Annotated in this window: 16 protein-coding genes; 5 read left to right on the top strand and 11 right to left on the bottom strand. The window is 35.7% G+C overall.

Going from position 1 to position 15,482, the window contains the following annotated elements; all coding sequences use genetic code 11:
* Positions 1 to 3: 3 nt before the first annotated feature.
* From HDC90_RS19650 to HDC90_RS19620, 7 genes are all read right to left on the bottom strand, one after another.
* On the bottom strand, positions 4 to 834 hold the full coding sequence (locus HDC90_RS19650; protein WP_184469420.1) for a universal stress protein: 831 nt from the start codon (positions 832 to 834) through the stop codon (positions 4 to 6).
* A 333-nt stretch (positions 835 to 1,167) separates the two neighbouring features.
* The gene (locus tag HDC90_RS19645; RefSeq protein WP_184469418.1) at positions 1,168 to 1,695 is read right to left on the bottom strand and encodes an HAD family hydrolase; all 528 of its coding nucleotides are present in this window, start codon (positions 1,693 to 1,695) and stop codon (positions 1,168 to 1,170) included.
* 70 nt (positions 1,696 to 1,765) lie between these two features.
* Positions 1,766 to 2,008 (bottom strand): Fe-S cluster assembly protein IscX, encoded by a 243-nt coding sequence (iscX, locus tag HDC90_RS19640; RefSeq protein WP_167293382.1) that lies wholly within the window; start codon positions 2,006 to 2,008, stop codon positions 1,766 to 1,768.
* Positions 2,009 to 2,103: 95 nt separating this feature from the next.
* Complete coding sequence (locus HDC90_RS19635) at positions 2,104 to 2,436, bottom strand: 2Fe-2S iron-sulfur cluster-binding protein (RefSeq protein WP_029275355.1); 333 nt, start codon at positions 2,434 to 2,436, stop codon at positions 2,104 to 2,106.
* A gap of 40 nt (positions 2,437 to 2,476) precedes the next feature.
* A complete protein-coding gene (locus HDC90_RS19630; protein ID WP_184469416.1) occupies positions 2,477 to 3,241 on the bottom strand; it encodes a Rossmann-like and DUF2520 domain-containing protein in 765 nt (254 codons plus the stop codon).
* Between the two features lie 4 nt (positions 3,242 to 3,245).
* Positions 3,246 to 5,711, bottom strand: a complete 2,466-nt coding sequence (locus tag HDC90_RS19625) for a heme lyase CcmF/NrfE family subunit (protein ID WP_184469414.1) — start codon at positions 5,709 to 5,711, stop codon at positions 3,246 to 3,248.
* A 5-nt stretch (positions 5,712 to 5,716) separates the two neighbouring features.
* Positions 5,717 to 6,151 (bottom strand): cytochrome c maturation protein CcmE, encoded by a 435-nt coding sequence (locus HDC90_RS19620; RefSeq protein ID WP_057932366.1) that lies wholly within the window; start codon positions 6,149 to 6,151, stop codon positions 5,717 to 5,719.
* Between the two features lie 257 nt (positions 6,152 to 6,408).
* Between HDC90_RS19620 and HDC90_RS19615 the strand changes: the two genes are divergently transcribed.
* The 3 genes from HDC90_RS19615 (at position 6,409) to HDC90_RS19605 (ending at position 10,645) form a co-directional block, all read left to right on the top strand.
* Positions 6,409 to 7,089, top strand: a complete 681-nt coding sequence (locus HDC90_RS19615) for a hypothetical protein (RefSeq protein WP_184469412.1) — start codon at positions 6,409 to 6,411, stop codon at positions 7,087 to 7,089.
* Between the two features lie 58 nt (positions 7,090 to 7,147).
* Positions 7,148 to 9,169, top strand: coding sequence for a hypothetical protein (locus tag HDC90_RS19610; protein WP_184469410.1), 2,022 nt, complete (start codon positions 7,148 to 7,150; stop codon positions 9,167 to 9,169).
* A gap of 81 nt (positions 9,170 to 9,250) precedes the next feature.
* Positions 9,251 to 10,645 (top strand): hypothetical protein, encoded by a 1,395-nt coding sequence (locus tag HDC90_RS19605; RefSeq protein ID WP_184469407.1) that lies wholly within the window; start codon positions 9,251 to 9,253, stop codon positions 10,643 to 10,645.
* A 129-nt stretch (positions 10,646 to 10,774) separates the two neighbouring features.
* Here the strand turns inward: HDC90_RS19605 and HDC90_RS19600 are convergent, their stop codons facing one another.
* The 4 genes from HDC90_RS19600 to HDC90_RS19585 form a co-directional block, all read right to left on the bottom strand.
* Entirely contained in the window at positions 10,775 to 12,196 is a 1,422-nt protein-coding gene (locus HDC90_RS19600; RefSeq protein WP_184469405.1) for a Glu/Leu/Phe/Val dehydrogenase, read from the bottom strand.
* Between the two features lie 656 nt (positions 12,197 to 12,852).
* Positions 12,853 to 13,071 carry a CcmD family protein gene (locus tag HDC90_RS19595; RefSeq protein ID WP_184469403.1) on the bottom strand — a complete coding sequence of 73 codons (219 nt, stop codon included), beginning with the start codon at positions 13,069 to 13,071 and terminating at the stop codon, positions 12,853 to 12,855.
* A 1-nt stretch (position 13,072) separates the two neighbouring features.
* The gene (ccsA, locus tag HDC90_RS19590; protein ID WP_184469401.1) at positions 13,073 to 13,735 is read right to left on the bottom strand and encodes a cytochrome c biogenesis protein CcsA; all 663 of its coding nucleotides are present in this window, start codon (positions 13,733 to 13,735) and stop codon (positions 13,073 to 13,075) included.
* Positions 13,736 to 13,773: 38 nt separating this feature from the next.
* The gene (locus HDC90_RS19585; protein ID WP_184469399.1) at positions 13,774 to 14,439 is read right to left on the bottom strand and encodes a heme exporter protein CcmB; all 666 of its coding nucleotides are present in this window, start codon (positions 14,437 to 14,439) and stop codon (positions 13,774 to 13,776) included.
* Between the two features lie 120 nt (positions 14,440 to 14,559).
* Between HDC90_RS19585 and HDC90_RS19580 the strand changes: the two genes are divergently transcribed.
* Together HDC90_RS19580 and HDC90_RS19575 are read left to right on the top strand one after the other, a co-directional pair.
* The gene (locus HDC90_RS19580) at positions 14,560 to 15,039 is read left to right on the top strand and encodes a methylated-DNA--[protein]-cysteine S-methyltransferase (protein ID WP_184469397.1); all 480 of its coding nucleotides are present in this window, start codon (positions 14,560 to 14,562) and stop codon (positions 15,037 to 15,039) included.
* 21 nt (positions 15,040 to 15,060) lie between these two features.
* Positions 15,061 to 15,450 carry a hypothetical protein gene (locus tag HDC90_RS19575; RefSeq protein WP_184469396.1) on the top strand — a complete coding sequence of 130 codons (390 nt, stop codon included), beginning with the start codon at positions 15,061 to 15,063 and terminating at the stop codon, positions 15,448 to 15,450.
* The last annotated feature ends 32 nt before the right edge of the window (positions 15,451 to 15,482 follow it).

The following is a 15,482-nucleotide window of genomic DNA, read 5'->3' as shown; positions in this document are numbered from 1 at the left end:
TTATTAATCTTTCAACAATAACACCGGCACATGTGATTTAATGGTTAACTTTTGAGATACACTTTCATGCAACAAGTTTTCGAAAAAACTGTATTTTTTAGGCAGTGCAATAATTAACTGGGCTTCTTCACTTTTGGCAAATTTTACGATTCCTTTAATGGTATCGGGATGATTGGCGTAGTGATAAGCGGGAGAAAAATCTTTGAGCATTTCTTGTAAAATGTGTTCTTCTTGCATATTAATAGGTCCGCCAGAGTTGATATTGAGCACCAAAAGTTTTAAGGCATGTTTGCTTAAGATATTTTTAAGTGCATGCATGGGGATTACCTCTTTAACCTTTTTAAAATCGCAGGCCAAAATGGCTTTGCGGATCGATTGATAATCGGCCTTAGGCGGAACAACCAAAACCGGAACCGGACTTGATTTAGAAATTTTGATCGCATTAGAACCTATATCACTTTCGTCTTTCGCTCTTTTACCATTACTGCCGATAATAATAAGTCCGATCTCTTCCCTATTTACCCGATCGATGATGGATCTTAATAAGGTTTCCCTTGTTAAAGAAACCTCTATATCGGCCTCAGGGTTAATCTCCAACATTTTTACTTTAAGTTTTTCGAGTGCTTCGATCCTTCTCGTAATTTCATCGGCGATATGAGCATCCGTAGTAACAATTAAGTCGGGCGTTGGCAAGATGCTTTCATATTCCGAAACATAGTAGGCATTAAGCAGTATAATTTTTGAGTTCGCCATTGCGAAACTCAGCCTGGCCGCATATTTCGCAGCGTGATCAGCTGTTTTAGAAAAATCGACAGGTACAAGGTATGTACTCATATAATTAAAATTAAGGTTTTTACATCTATAAATTAATCAATCGATTGATTAATTTATAGATGTAAATTTCGCATATAATCTGAAGTATTGCAAATTTTGGAGATAGAGATTTATAATGAGAGCGTCACATACAAATAGATCCTTCGACTACGATCAGGATAACAATCAAAGGAAGAGCGATGAATAACGTACAGTTAACAGTTGTCAATTTTTAGTTAACTGTTACGAATAATGATCGGGATTGACAATGATGATGGCAAGATTGAAGTTAACAATTAGCCGTTACTGATCAAAAGAACAACTTACCAACGAACTAATGACAAATGAACTTATTTACATACCAGAATCTGCGGCATTTGGATTTTCATCGTGCCATCTGCCCTGTACTTTCATTACCTTCTCGATAATATCACGGACAGCAGTTTTGCCTCCATTGTAAGGAGAAATAAATGTTGATATTGCTTTTATTTCTTCTACGGCATCGGCCGGGCAGGTTGGAAGCCCTACAAGTTTCATTACTTTTAAATCAGGGATATCATCTCCCATGTAAAGTACTTCTCCAGGAGCAATCTTTTTATCTTGAAGGTATTGATTAAAAATGGCCACCTTATCTCCTGTCCCGAGGAAAACATCGGTTACACCCAGATTGAAAAAACGCTTCCCCATAGCAATACCATCTCCACCAGAAATAATACAAATGTTATACCCTCTTTTAACAGCCAACTGCATGGCATAACCATCTTTAATGTTAAAAGTACGCAACGATTGACCATTATCAGTAACCTGAACGGTTCCATCGGTAAGCACACCATCTACATCAAAAATGAATGTGGTAATTTCTTTTAATTTCTGAAGAAACATGTTGCGTTTAGCGTTTAGGGGTAAACGTTTGGAGTTGACTCAAGGCTGAGGACTCCGAACTCAGGACTAACTATTGATTATCTCTCCACTCGTAAACCCAAGCAGATTGAATTTGCTCTAAATGACCTTCATTGCTTTCTTCACGGGTTCCTTTAAAGTTGGGTAATGATAAAACCCAATCTAAAAGTTCGGTAAAACGGATGCGGTAGATTTTGGCCTCTGTAAAATCATCACCAAATTTCTCATATAAAGACATTGCAATATCTTCATAGTCGTTCCAGTAAAAAGGTAAAGCAAATTTATCGTTATTCATGTTTTGTTATTGGTTAATTGTTTGAATTGGTTAATCGGTTAATTATTGAAATCGATTAATCGACTCCCGACTAAGGACTTTGGACTCCAGACTAATTAGTGCCCCATAAAGTCTGACTGATCTGGAATGGTAACTTCGATATCGCCATTAATCACTACACACTGGCAACCCAGGCGGGAAGTAATTTTCGGACGAACTGCCCTGTCAATAAAGTCTTCTTCTTTGTCAGAAATCTCTTCGATATTATCCATGCCCTTAGTTACATACACATGGCAGGTACTGCAACCGCAAACACCACCACAGTTGTGTTGTAATTCGATTCCATTATCCAGGCAAACATCTAAAACAGACTCGCCTGCTGCTATTGGTAATTCAATAGATTCGTGATCTGCTTCTTCAAAATTTATTTTTAGTTTAAAAATGCTCATAGTTATTTTGCAAAAGTAAGAAGCAAAAGCCGTAATTATGCTATTTCAGCGTTAATTTTATGCTATCGCTCAATGTTTGATAAATGTTCTGCAATTCGGGCATATCGGTTAACATACTCAAATGCTTATTTAAAGTGTTTTCATCTGCCCGTACTGCTGGCCCAGTCTGCACATTTTCAGGTAGATTGTTCATTACCTTATCAGCTGTTTCGGCAATTAAAGGCTTGATAATTTCAAAGTCTAAGCCGTTCTGGTTTAAAATCTTATTCGCCAAAGTATATAGGTGATTCGCAAAATTACAGGCAAACACGGCTGCGAGGTGTAACACTTTTCTTTTCTCGCCATCTAACTCATATACCCGATGGCTTATTTTAGCAGCCAGCGTATTTAAAATCGACAATTGACTTTCATCATTCGCTTCGATGCACAATGGGATATTTTCAAATGAAACCTCTTTACCTTTTGAAAAAGTTTGCAAAGGATAAAAAACACCTGCTCGCTTAACTTGTGATGATAAGATACGAATATCAGTAGTACCAGAGGTGTGTACCACTAGGCCAGTTACATTTTTTAATGATTTGGCAACGCTTTCAATCGCATCGTCTTTTATTGAGATAATATATAAATCAGCGTTTCGTTCAATTTCAGTAAGATCGTTTAGCCCTTCAGCTCCAATTGTAACAGCTAAAGATTTTGCATGATTTAAGTTTGGGCTATATACCTGTATCACATCTTCGCCTTTAGCCTTTAAAGCCTTAGCCAAGTGCGTGGCAACATTTCCCGAACCCAATAAAACGATCTTCATGACTTTATACGGCTTTGGCCTCTTTTCTTCTTCTAAAAATTGAAAGTAAAAAACCAACAACCATTACAATGGTACCGGCCCAATATAAATTGATAAAAGGAAATTCTATTGCTTTGAAAACTACCCAATCTTTAGCCTGTTGTGGTTTCTCAAAAATTTGAAGCTCCACTTTTTTCTCATCTGGCAATACCCTGGAAAAACGGAATTTTAGATCCAATTCGTCTACCTTACGTGCGAAATCGAAAGTATTATTTCCTTTGATTAAGAAAATAGGCTCCGTGTTATAAACTTTGCCAGCAGCATTAACCTCTAATGGTAAACCAACAGCATAATCGCCCTGACCTAAAACTAAATCTTTTGCAGTAGGTTTTCTGTTTAAATCTTTAACCGTAACCACACCACTTGAGGTATGTATAGTATCCCCTACCGAAACCTTTACAATACGTGGCGCCTTATAATTTTCATCATCCGAATGCCCTTCATGCTCCTCGTGAGAGGATTGTTTAACTGCTGCACTGGTAATGTGTGTATACACATCGTATGTAAGGTAATGTTTGGTATCAGGAGAGGCAATTAAGCCCATTTTTTCGTTCTCCTGTACGTGTGGATGTAAGTTAAAATCTTCTTTAACCTTACCTTCTTTATCTAAAACCTTAAAATTAAGGGTGTAAATGGTATTAGGTGCTACAGTGGTATCGGCAACATAGGTTACGGTATACTTACCCATTTTCTTGGGTTCGTTTTTATATAACATGATGTTCTCACCCGGTTTTTCTACTTTTTCGAAATCTTTTACCGGAATAAATTTAGTAGTATTGATCGATAAGGGTCTGTTGGTAGCCGCAGAAATTAATGCACCTAACACTAAGAGTGCAAAACCAATGTGCGCAATTGCAGAACCCGCTAATTTTGCCTTACCACCAAAAGCCTGATACAATATTGCCGCATTAGAAAGTACAGCAAATAAACAGCTAAAGGTAATCAGGATGTACATGGTGTTGGTGTAAATCTCAGCCACATATACCAAACCTGCCGTTAATACAATCGAAAACAAAATCGCAGAGATTAAACTGCTATAAAATTTCCGAGGATCTGTTCGTTTGTATTTTAAATATTGAGAAAACCCTGAAATTAAGGTAATTAATACCGCAAAAGGTGCCTGCCACTGATTGTAGTATTTTACTGCATCAATTGGTGGTGTAAATTTAGTGCCGAATGCTTTATTAAATACAGGAACTGAAGTGGAGAATATAACCTGAATACAAGCGATGGTTACGACTAAAGCGCCAATAAACATCCAGAACTCGCGCGAATAGGTTTCTTCGTCTTTAGTGGTAATTGGCAATTCTTTCCATCTTACCACAATTAGCACAATTGCTAAAACAGCGAAAACAACATTGTATAAAATTAAGTGGCCAAACATACCCATATCGGTAAATGAGTGAACCGATGTATCGCCTAAAATTCCACTCCTGGTTAAAAAAGAAGCATAAAGCACCAATAAGAAACTTAAAAATACTAAAGCAATTGCGGTAAAATAAGCATGTCCAGTATTCTTATAAGCAATCATTACGTGTACAGCACCAATTAAGGTTAACCAAGGAATTAAAGAGGCATTTTCTACAGGATCCCATGCCCAGAAACCACCAAAGTTTAATGCTTCGTAAGCCCAAAAAGAGCCCATAATAATACCAGTACCTAAAACCATTACCGCAAAAAGCGCCCAAGGCATAGCTGGCTTAATCCATTCTTTATATCTTTTTTGCCATAAAGCCGCTATTCCATAGGCAAAAGGCACAATCATACTGGCAAAACCTAAAAACAAGGTTGGTGGATGAATGACCATCCAATAATTTTGCAACAATGGATTTAATCCTCTACCATCGGTAATAAATTTTAAATAATTAGCGTAGTTCTCAGGATTTGCAAAAACGACAGGGGCCATTGATTTTAAATCAAGCGAATCTCTTAACAGGATAAACGGAGAACTTCCAATACGCTCACCAAAAATCTCTACACCTAAAAGCATTGAGGTTAAAAACACTTGAGAGAGGGCTACAACTGTCATTACAGGGCGTTCCCATGTTTTAGCTTTCCAGATTAATAGTGCACCTAGAAACGATTGCCAGAAAGCCCAAAGCAAGAAACTGCCTTCCTGTCCTTCCCAAAAAGCCGAAATAATATAATAAATTGGAAGCTGTTTTGAGGAGTGCCAATAAATATAACTGTATTCATTGTAGTGCCCCAGTACCAAGTAGAATAAGATTGCTCCAATACCAATTATACAGGCAAAATTAACCAAGAATCCAATCCGACCTAAGTTGCGCCAAGATCTATCTTCTAAATTTTTCTCGCGACTGGCATAAAAGTATGCGATTGTTGAAAGTAATGATGCACTAAACGCCAGCACAATAAAAAACTGCCCGATTTTACCCGGTAGCAGGTTTTCGCCTACAAATTGAATATCCATTAAAATTAGTTATATTTTTTCTCGCCGTACTTACCTACCGTATCAACCTTACCGTCTTTATTAATTTCAACAAGGTTATCGTTATATTTAGATGGGCATTTCATTAAAATTTTCGATGCGTAAAACTTGTCTTTGTTCATCTTACCGATTAATACAAGTTTTTCTGATTTTTCGAAATCCTGTGGTTTAGTACCTGCGTAAATCACCTCTCTCACTTCTCCCTTTTCATCTTTCATGTGAAATGAAAAATGGTTAGCATCTTTTACGGCGTCGTAGTAAGTACCCATCGATTTTACCCAATAGCCCATAACATGCTCTTCTTTCTCAGAAAGGGCTGCCTGTTTGAAATTAGAGTAGGTGTCGGTATTTGCGTTTAAGCTAAATAAAATTCCTACGGAAATTGCGATGGTAATCAATCCAATGATGGCACTTTTCTTCATGGTTATACTTGTTGTAAAAGCTGGCAACAAAGATAGAAAAATCGGCTTAGCCAGCATTCTTTTACATTTTTCTTGTCTTTATATTGACAATTATCTGATTTTTGAAGTAAAATATTTTTTCAAAAAGCTACTATTTATAACCGATCTTAAGTAATATCTTAAATCGTTTAAAAGTTCGGGCTGAAATTATTAAGTTTGGCCTGTCAGATAATCATTCCTTTTTTTACATCCCACAGTAAAACATAAACCAGATTAATATGAAATTAAAGCAGTTTTATAGGCTTTTGTTATTTATAGTTTTAATGCCCTTTTTAAGCTCTTGTTTTGAGGTAATTGAAGAAATTGCCATGAAAAACGATGGAACCGGCGATGTGGCACTTACTATAAACCTTAGCCAGAGCAAAACCAAATTAGCTTCGGTAATGCTTTTGGATAGCGTTCAAGGCTATAAAGTACCCAGTAAACAAAAAATTCAGCAGGAATTAAATGAAGCGGTGGTCTATTTAAAAAAGTCGGAAGGGATTTCTAATGTAAAAAGCACAAGTGATTTTAATAACTATATCGCGACCATTAGTTTTTCTTTTAAAGATGTTTCAAATATCAATAATATCACCAAAAACATTCTTGCCCTGCAAAAAATTAAGGCCACCAATACCTCCTCGTATACTTATAATAAGGCCACCAAAACCTTTAATCGAAAATATCAGGCAATAGGTACGGCTAAAACAGAATTTAATAAATTAAAAGCAAAAGACAAGGCGGTTTTTAACGGCGCAACCTACACCAGTATCTACCGTTTCGAATCTGTTGTAACAAGTAGTACCAATCCGGCATCAAATGTATCGAAATCTAAAAAAGCCGTGATGTTAAAAAGCAACATCATGGATTTAATCAACGGAAAAATTAACGTATCTAATTCTATACAACTATCTAAATAAAAATGAAACCATCGCGTAACCGTGATAGTTTCATCTCCATTGAAAACAAATTATACCAATGAAAAAAATTCTAATTGTTATCTCTCTTTTCTTATCGTTTAACCTGGCCAAGGCTCAAGATTTAGTTAAGAAAATACCTGCAAATGCCTTCACAGTTGCCACAATTAAAGGCGATAATATATTTAAGTTAATGTTTGTGAAAGATTTTAACGAATCTTTTCTGGGCAAAAAATTACTGACCGAAACTTCAAAATCACTTGATAAAAGCTTTACCAGCATAGAAGATTTTGGCATTAACCTGGAGAAAAACATGTATTACTTCAATCAGTTAAGCGATAGCATTACTTATAATTGCTTTCTCATCCCGATTAAAGATGCTACTAAGCTCGAAAGCCTAATTAACAACAAAGAGAATAAATTTAAAAGGGATGGCGACGTTCGCACTATGATTTTGCCTGATAGTACAAGCATTATTAAGTGGAACAATAACATGATGTACTTTGTAACAGGAAGCATTAGTAGTTCTTTTTTTGCCGATTCTGCTAAATCTGCCCGTTATGGAATTAAAGATATTAGATTTCAAAATGATGATGACTTAGCTATTGATAGTACTGTGGCAGTAGCTGTAGATTCTGTTGCAGTTGCAGAACCAATGATTGAAGAAATACCCGCTCCACCTATTGTAAAAGTAAAGGTTCAGAAAAAATCGACGACTAAAAAGAATACTAAAAGAACTATTGGAACAAAAAAAACCGGCAAAAAGAAAACGGCTAAAAAAGTTAAAATAGATTCAGATTTTGAAGAATCCAGAGAACCAAGAGAATTCGCAGTTGATACTGCAAGCGCCATGACTCCGGTTCATGGCATTGTTGATGAACGATATGATGCTTACCAACAAGAACGTGCAGAGCAAGATGCCAAGAAAAAAAGATTGGCTTTTACCTGGATGACTGCCCAGGCGGATCAGATTTTTAATGGCAGTTACGAGTCTATCGAAAACAATAAATCGTACACGTCGAGTTTAGATAATAAAGCCATTGCAGAACTTTGGGTATCGAGCCTTCAGGATGTTTACAATGCGATTTCTCCAGAATTCGGCACTTATGGTAAAGCAGGGTTAATGAAAGGTTATGGCAGTTTAAATGCTAAGCTTTTTATGGACAACAAGAGTTTCCGTATCTCTACAGGCCTAGAATTATCTCAGGAACAAGCAGATTCGTATAAAAAAATCCTGAACAGAAAGTTAAACAAAAACTTTTTGAAATATGTGAACAGCGAAAAAGCACTCGGCTTTATGAGCTATTCTATCGATACCAAAGCTTATCTGGAAGAGTTTCCTAAATTATTAAAGCAGACCTATGGTTCTTTCCTAGGTGCTAAAATGGACCAAGAAATAGACCTGGGTGCTGAACTGTTTTCTCTTTTGTTAGATGAAGAAGCGGTAAGCAAAGTAATTAAGGGCGATGCCTTATTCGTAATTAATGGGCTAAATACCAAAGACGTTACTTATACCACTTATGAATATGATGATGATTATAAACAGAAAGAAATAGTTAAAACCAAAAAAGAAACCTTGCCTGATTTCCTTTTCATGTTTTCTTCTGAAGACACCAGATTGATCAACAAATTGATTAAATACGGTGTAAACAAGAACTATGTATCTGTTGAGAACAACATTTATAAAATATTGGAAAAGAAAAGCCCTATTGATATTTACTTTATGATTAAAGATGGCATTGTATTTTTCGGCAATTCTTTAACCGAAATGCAGGGCATTAGCAACAACCAATACAATAGCAATAAATTAAGTAAACTGCATAAACAACTATTGAGCAAAAATAATTTTAGCTTTTTATTTAACGCCAAAAATCTGGTGGGTAAAGTACCAGATTCGGAAATTGGTGGCGAAGAAACCGCTAAGAAATTTAACAGCACTTTAGAAAAAATGGGCAATGTATATATGAAATCGAACCCCATTAAGGGCAGATTGGTTTCAGCAGATATTAGTGCTGAAATTCCGAACGGACATGAAAACGCTTTAAAATATCTGTTTTCTTTAATTGAAAATGCGGCGAAATAGTTCTATTTGCAGTTTTCAATTAACGGTTTACAATTGGCACGGTTAACCGATTTAAAGAATTAACCGATTAACCATTACAGAATGAAGAAATTCCTTAAAATAACAGCAGCGATAGTCATATTGCTGCTTATTTTTTATTTTGGCTTTTTTAAATACAGGCAAATTCAGTCCAACAAAGTATTAATTCCATCGGCTACCCATACTTTGTATAAAATAAATGTGGACGAACTATACAAAACCTTTGCGGTTAGTTACCTCAAACACCCCAGTCAATATTCCGGGACAGACAAGAAAGGGATTAATGAAAAAGTAACCGATTTAAATACTGGCATAAAAATCCCCGCTAATATTTACCTATACGATTTAAAAGGAAAGATTAAAAATACTTTTTTCTCGCGCTTTGAAATTGTAGATAGTTTAGCATTTAAGAGCTTTATCCTGAAAAAACTCTCGTTAACAGAAAAAGATATCAATTTCTTTCAGTCCGCCGATTCAACAATTTGCCTTCTATTTAACAAAAAAGCGGTAGCTCTAGCATTTAGCCCCAAAAAGGAATCTGTAAAAACGGCTCTTGAAGAAATACTGGCTCAGAAAAACATGGTTAAAATTAGCGATAGCAAATTTGAACAAATGGCCGCCCTTTCTGATCACCTATCTTTTCAAAATGCAGAAAATTTAAGCAAGATTAATTTTACCGATGGAAAAATTGTTTTTAGCAGTGAATTGGTGAACAAATGGATAGAACCTGCCCTTCAGCCTAAACACAGGGTTTTAAATCCCCAAAGTACAGTAAGTATGTGGCTAAACGGGAAATTTAAATCTGTGTTGTCCAACAAAAGTGCAATTGCTAGTTCTTCTGTTTTTTCTAAAGATAACTTTTTAAGGTTTTATACAGGTTATTTGGATTTTGAATGGACAAATACCGTAAAACAGGTTGATACTATTACAACTTATGAATACAATGATGAATTTGAGCAAGTAGAAAAAAAAGTGGCCAGAGAACGGAAGATTCCGGGTATTTCTATAAATATGAGTGCGAATGATCAGGAAGTGAGTAACTACCTTAAATCATCAGGTTTTCTGGATCAATCGACAGGAAAAATTAGTGCAGCAATGATTCCACTATATCAGGTTTACTTTAAAGGTAGCAATGGCAACATTCAATTGAGTACATTATCAAATGCTAAACCCGATCTTAAAATGGAATCAGCAAACGATTTCTTTTACTTAAAAATAGATTTAAAAAAGCTGGTTAAACAAATACCGTTCTTTGATAAACTGAATATTTTCAGTCAATTTAAAATGAATGCAAAAAGTACGGGAAAAGACAAGATTAAGATAGAATCGGAGCTTTTGTTCGTAAACCAGGATGCCAATGCCCTAATGCAGTTATTGAAAACGTGGAGGAATACAGGAAAAAACAATTCGCTCGATTTTAATTTCAAATACAATATCGATATTCCAGTAAACAAGTAAACTATTGCCCTCAGATTTGAGGTGGTATACGCAAATAATGTTATATTTAATATATAAATAAAAATCCTTGCAAATTCCACATCTGCAAGGATTTTTCGCTTTAAGCTTTAATCTTTCGGCTTTGAGCCCTTATGGCCAAACACCTAAGTTCATATAAGAAACTGCAATTTTATCGATCGAATTTACAAAGGCAGCCGTTCTTAAGGTTTGCGTGCCTGGTTTGTTCATCAATGTTTCGCGGATTTCGTGATAAGAATGGATCATGGTATCTTCTAAACCAGAGTTTACCAATTCCATTTCAGATGCACCTTTAACAATCATTAAACGGTGTTCCGGAAGGATCGTTTTACCAGTTAAATTTTCTAAAGTATTGATCAGATTGGCATTTGAGTTAGCCGCATAACGGTTCTCCATACGACCAAAAGCCACGTGGGAAAGGTTTTTCAACCATTCGAAATAAGAAACTGTAACACCACCTGCATTGCAATACATATCAGGGATAATAATACCGCCCATTTCAGTAAAAATTGCTTCGGCTTCTGGTGTAGTTGGTCCATTTGCACCTTCAGCAATAATTTTTGCTTTGATGTTACGGATGTTAAGTTCTGTAAACTGGTTTTCCAGTGCTGCCGGAACAATGATATCGCAATCTTGCTCTAAACCTTCCATTGAATTTTTAAAATCTTTAGCACCTGGAAACCCTAAGATCGAACCAGTATTTTTACGGTGTGCAAAAACTTCATCAACATTTAATCCATTAGGATTGTAAATAGCACCTTCAAATTCACATAAACCTACAATGGTAGCACCAAATTCTGCTAAGAATTTAGCCGAATGGTAACCCACGTTACCTAAACCTTGTACAATTACTCTTTTATCGCCTAAACCAGCTTTAAAACCGATTTTAGCCATATCTTCTGCTACTTCTACACATTCGCGTACGGCATAAGCAACACCACGGCCAGTAGCTTCTTTACGGCCACGGATACCGTGTAACGCAATTGGCTTGCCAGTTACACAGCCTAAAGCGTCTAACTGACCTGGATTCATGGTCATATAGGTATCGGCTATCCAGCTCATTTCGCGTTCGCCAGATCCATAATCAGGAGCAGGAACATCAATACCAGGGCCAATAAAATTTTTCTTAATTAATTCTGTAGTATAACGGCGGGTGATGGTTTCTAACTCTGCAACACTATATTGTTTGGTGTTGATTTTGATACCACCTTTTGCACCACCAAATGGAACATTAACAATGGCACACTTGTAAGTCATTAAGGCAGCGAGTGCCATAACCTCATCCTCATTTACCATTTCACTGTAACGGATCCCCCCTTTAGTAGGGCTCATGTGGTGAGAGTGTTCTACACGCCAAGCATCAATTACTTCAAAACCGTTTCCGCGGCGGATTGGGAACTGGAAACGATACACACTATTACATGTTTTAATCTGGTTCAATAAACCTTCTGGATGATTGGTGAATTGAGCCGCACTGTCAAAGTTCTTACAAACATCTGCAAAGAACTTGTTCTCGTCTGCTAGATTAGCCATTATTTATTTTTTATATTGAATAAGTTTTCGATGCAAAATTGCCTAAAAAAACTACACATATCCAAATGGAAAAAGACTTAGTGTAAAGCAAACACCATTCTATTTTAACCTAAAAATAGCTTTTATACCAATAAGAGAAAACTGTTCAAAAACCACACCTAAACACATTTAAACATAGATATCTTACCCGGTGAATCTTATTAAAGCGACTATTTTCATAGGTTTTATTATGGCTTATTTTGATCTAAAAAAATTTATAAAAAAAATATTTAAAACAGCCTTTCATTGCAATAACCAACAAACAGAGACTTAAAAACCAACCAATATTACGAATATTGCAAAACACCCCTAAAAAACAGGGCATAAAAAAAGTGACCAATAGAGTGTTGATCACTTTTTAAAGTTAATCTAAATCGTCCCGTTGATTTAATCTATAACTAATCAAACTTGATCAATAAATTATCAAAAAACAATACTGTGATGTAGGTATTTTGGTTCTATACTGGTTTGTATTTTTAATTAGGGATTTATAAATCAATAAAAACCTCTTTTACAATAAGATAAGCAAAAAAAACAATAAATTTAGTTTCAAAACACGCCTATTTACTAACTATTAAAGCCAAATATGGTTTTAACTAGGATTCGTATTTCCGCTGTTATTTATCAGTTTGGTTTTCTTTTTCGATTTTTTTTAATCTTTTATCGAGGGAGAACAGGTAAGCCAACAAACCTACAAGAATAATTACGATACATATTACCACAACATATATCTTTCCATTGCTACGAAGGCTATCGGCCATTTCTACACCATTATCCTGGGCATACAACTGCATGGCGGCCATCATTAATATTAGGGAAAAAAATATCTTCTTCATTTTAGTTATGTTGTTGTTTGTTTTCAATATTACGTATTCTGAAACGGATGGTATATATCCAAAAGCCAATAATTGACCAGCCAATAAATGCCGGGTATAAAACTGCTCGCATTCTGCTATCTAAATCATAGCTATTAAAGCCAGGATTACCACCATTACCTGGGTGTAATGAGTCTGATAACCTTGGTAATACCATAATAAGTACAACCATCATTGGAAAAGCAAAAATATTGTAAATGGCCGATATTTTTGCTCTCTTTTGTTCTTCATCAATTGCATTTCGAAGAATCAAATAAGCAAAATATAACAATATAGCAATTGCACTAAAATTTTGCTTGACATCAAAACTCCAAAACTGCCCCCATGTAAATTTAGCCCAAAAAGATCCTGTTATTAAACCAAGTATACTGAAAACTACCCCTACGTTTACACTTTCTACTGCTTTAATATCATAGCTTTCTTTACCTCGAAGTAAAAACATAACGCTATAAAAAACTGAAATAGAAAATAGTGTAATCATAGCGAACCACATTGGCACATGAAAATATAAATTTCTTATGGTCTCATTCAAAATTGCCAATCTAGGTACACCGATTAGTAAACCTCCAATTGTTGAATATAAAACCAATATGGAGCCCAGAATTTTCCACCATGTTTTACTCATATTTTTTTTATAAATTGTTTTTGATTAGTTCGTAAATCTTATTCCCTCCAAAGATAAGGAAACAGCAATAAAGCTGTTGCAACGGTAACTGCATTAACCGCTAAAAGCATACCTATTTCATCGTAGCTCGTATCCCACGGCAAACCATCGACAGCATTCTTAGCTAACTTAATTAAAAGTATAAGAATGGGGATTATAATTGGAAAACTTAAAATAGCCATCAACATTCCGCCATTTCCGGCCTTGCTTGCAATGGCCGAAACCATCGTAAAAACCGTTGAAAAGCTAATTGCTCCCAGAATTATCGCCAAGTAATACATTAATAAATTTGTACCATTATATGTACCAAACACCAAAATATAAAATCCAAGTGCAATCGTGGTTAAAATAAGCATCAAAAGCACATTGTAGATCATTTTTGAAATCAGAACCGCAGCCGGACTTGCCAAAATATAACTATATAGCTGTTGCCCCTTGGTTTCCTGCAAAAAACTCTTCGATACACCATTAATGGAGGCAAAAAGCATGATGATCCAAAACAAGGCATTCCATGTTAATTTGTCGCCAAGGCTAACAAAAGAGAGGTAACAAGTAAAAATGGTAGAAACCACATACAGCAATACACCATTAATGGTATATTTGGAGCGCCACTCTAACAATACTTCTTTGTGAATTAAATATTTAACCTCTTTGGCCAATTGCATAACCGCAAAGATACTTTTATTGCTAAATATTGCACGCTTAAATTGTTGTATTGTTGTAATTTTGTTTAAGAATAAGCGCAAAGGAAATTAGTCACAGAAACACTGAAGTCACAGCAAATTATGGAGTACGCATCAGTTATAAAATCGCCGGTTGGCAAAATAACCATCTTAGCTGATGAAGAATTTGTACAAGTAGTTACTTTTGCAGAAAAAGACATTACGGGGTTATCTGAAAACGAACTTACTAAAAGGGTAGCAAAGCAGTTAAATAATTATTTTAGAGGCGATTTAAAGGATTTCGATTTCCCGATGAAACAAAAAGGGACTGAATTTCAGCAAGAAGTTTGGCAGAATTTATTAACCATACCTTTTGGTGAAACCACTTCATATGCCAAATTTTCTGCGCACCATCCATTAGCGATACGGGCTATTGCTGCAGCAAACGGAAAAAATAATATTGCCATTGTAGTACCATGTCACAGGGTAATTGGCAGTAATGGCAAGCTGGTCGGTTATGCAGGTGGTTTATGGCGCAAACAATGGCTGCTACAACACGAACGTGAAGTTGCCCAAAAAGGACAAACCGAATTAAAATTTTAAAACCATACTTTTTTTTTGCAGATGAATAAAGATCAAGCTGAAACGACTAAAAATTATATAAAAGCCATCCGTTTAATTAATATTGAAGATAACAAATGTGCTTTTGAACTAGGTAAAATCCCTATCCGTCAACATATTAATGCCAATTATTTTTTCGCGCAAACCGATGTATCTACTTTAGAGAAAATACCCCACCCTGCCCCAAGACGCCAATACGTAATTACGCTTAAAGGTAAACTTCAGTTTAAAGTAAGCAGTGGCGAAACTTTTATTATCGAGCCAGGGATTATACTCATCGCCAATGATACAGCCGGAGAAGGGCACACCTGGGAAGTTATAGAAGGCAGTGAATGGGAAAGAATCTATATCCCGTTGGATGATGATACTGATGATTATTTTATAGCAGACTAAGATCCTCAAAACCAAGATTAGACCAATTCCGT

It is taken from the genome of Pedobacter sp. AK013, from assembly GCF_014205835.1.
Classification (GTDB): domain Bacteria; phylum Bacteroidota; class Bacteroidia; order Sphingobacteriales; family Sphingobacteriaceae; genus Pedobacter.
This window is presented reverse-complemented; position numbering and strand designations above follow the sequence as displayed.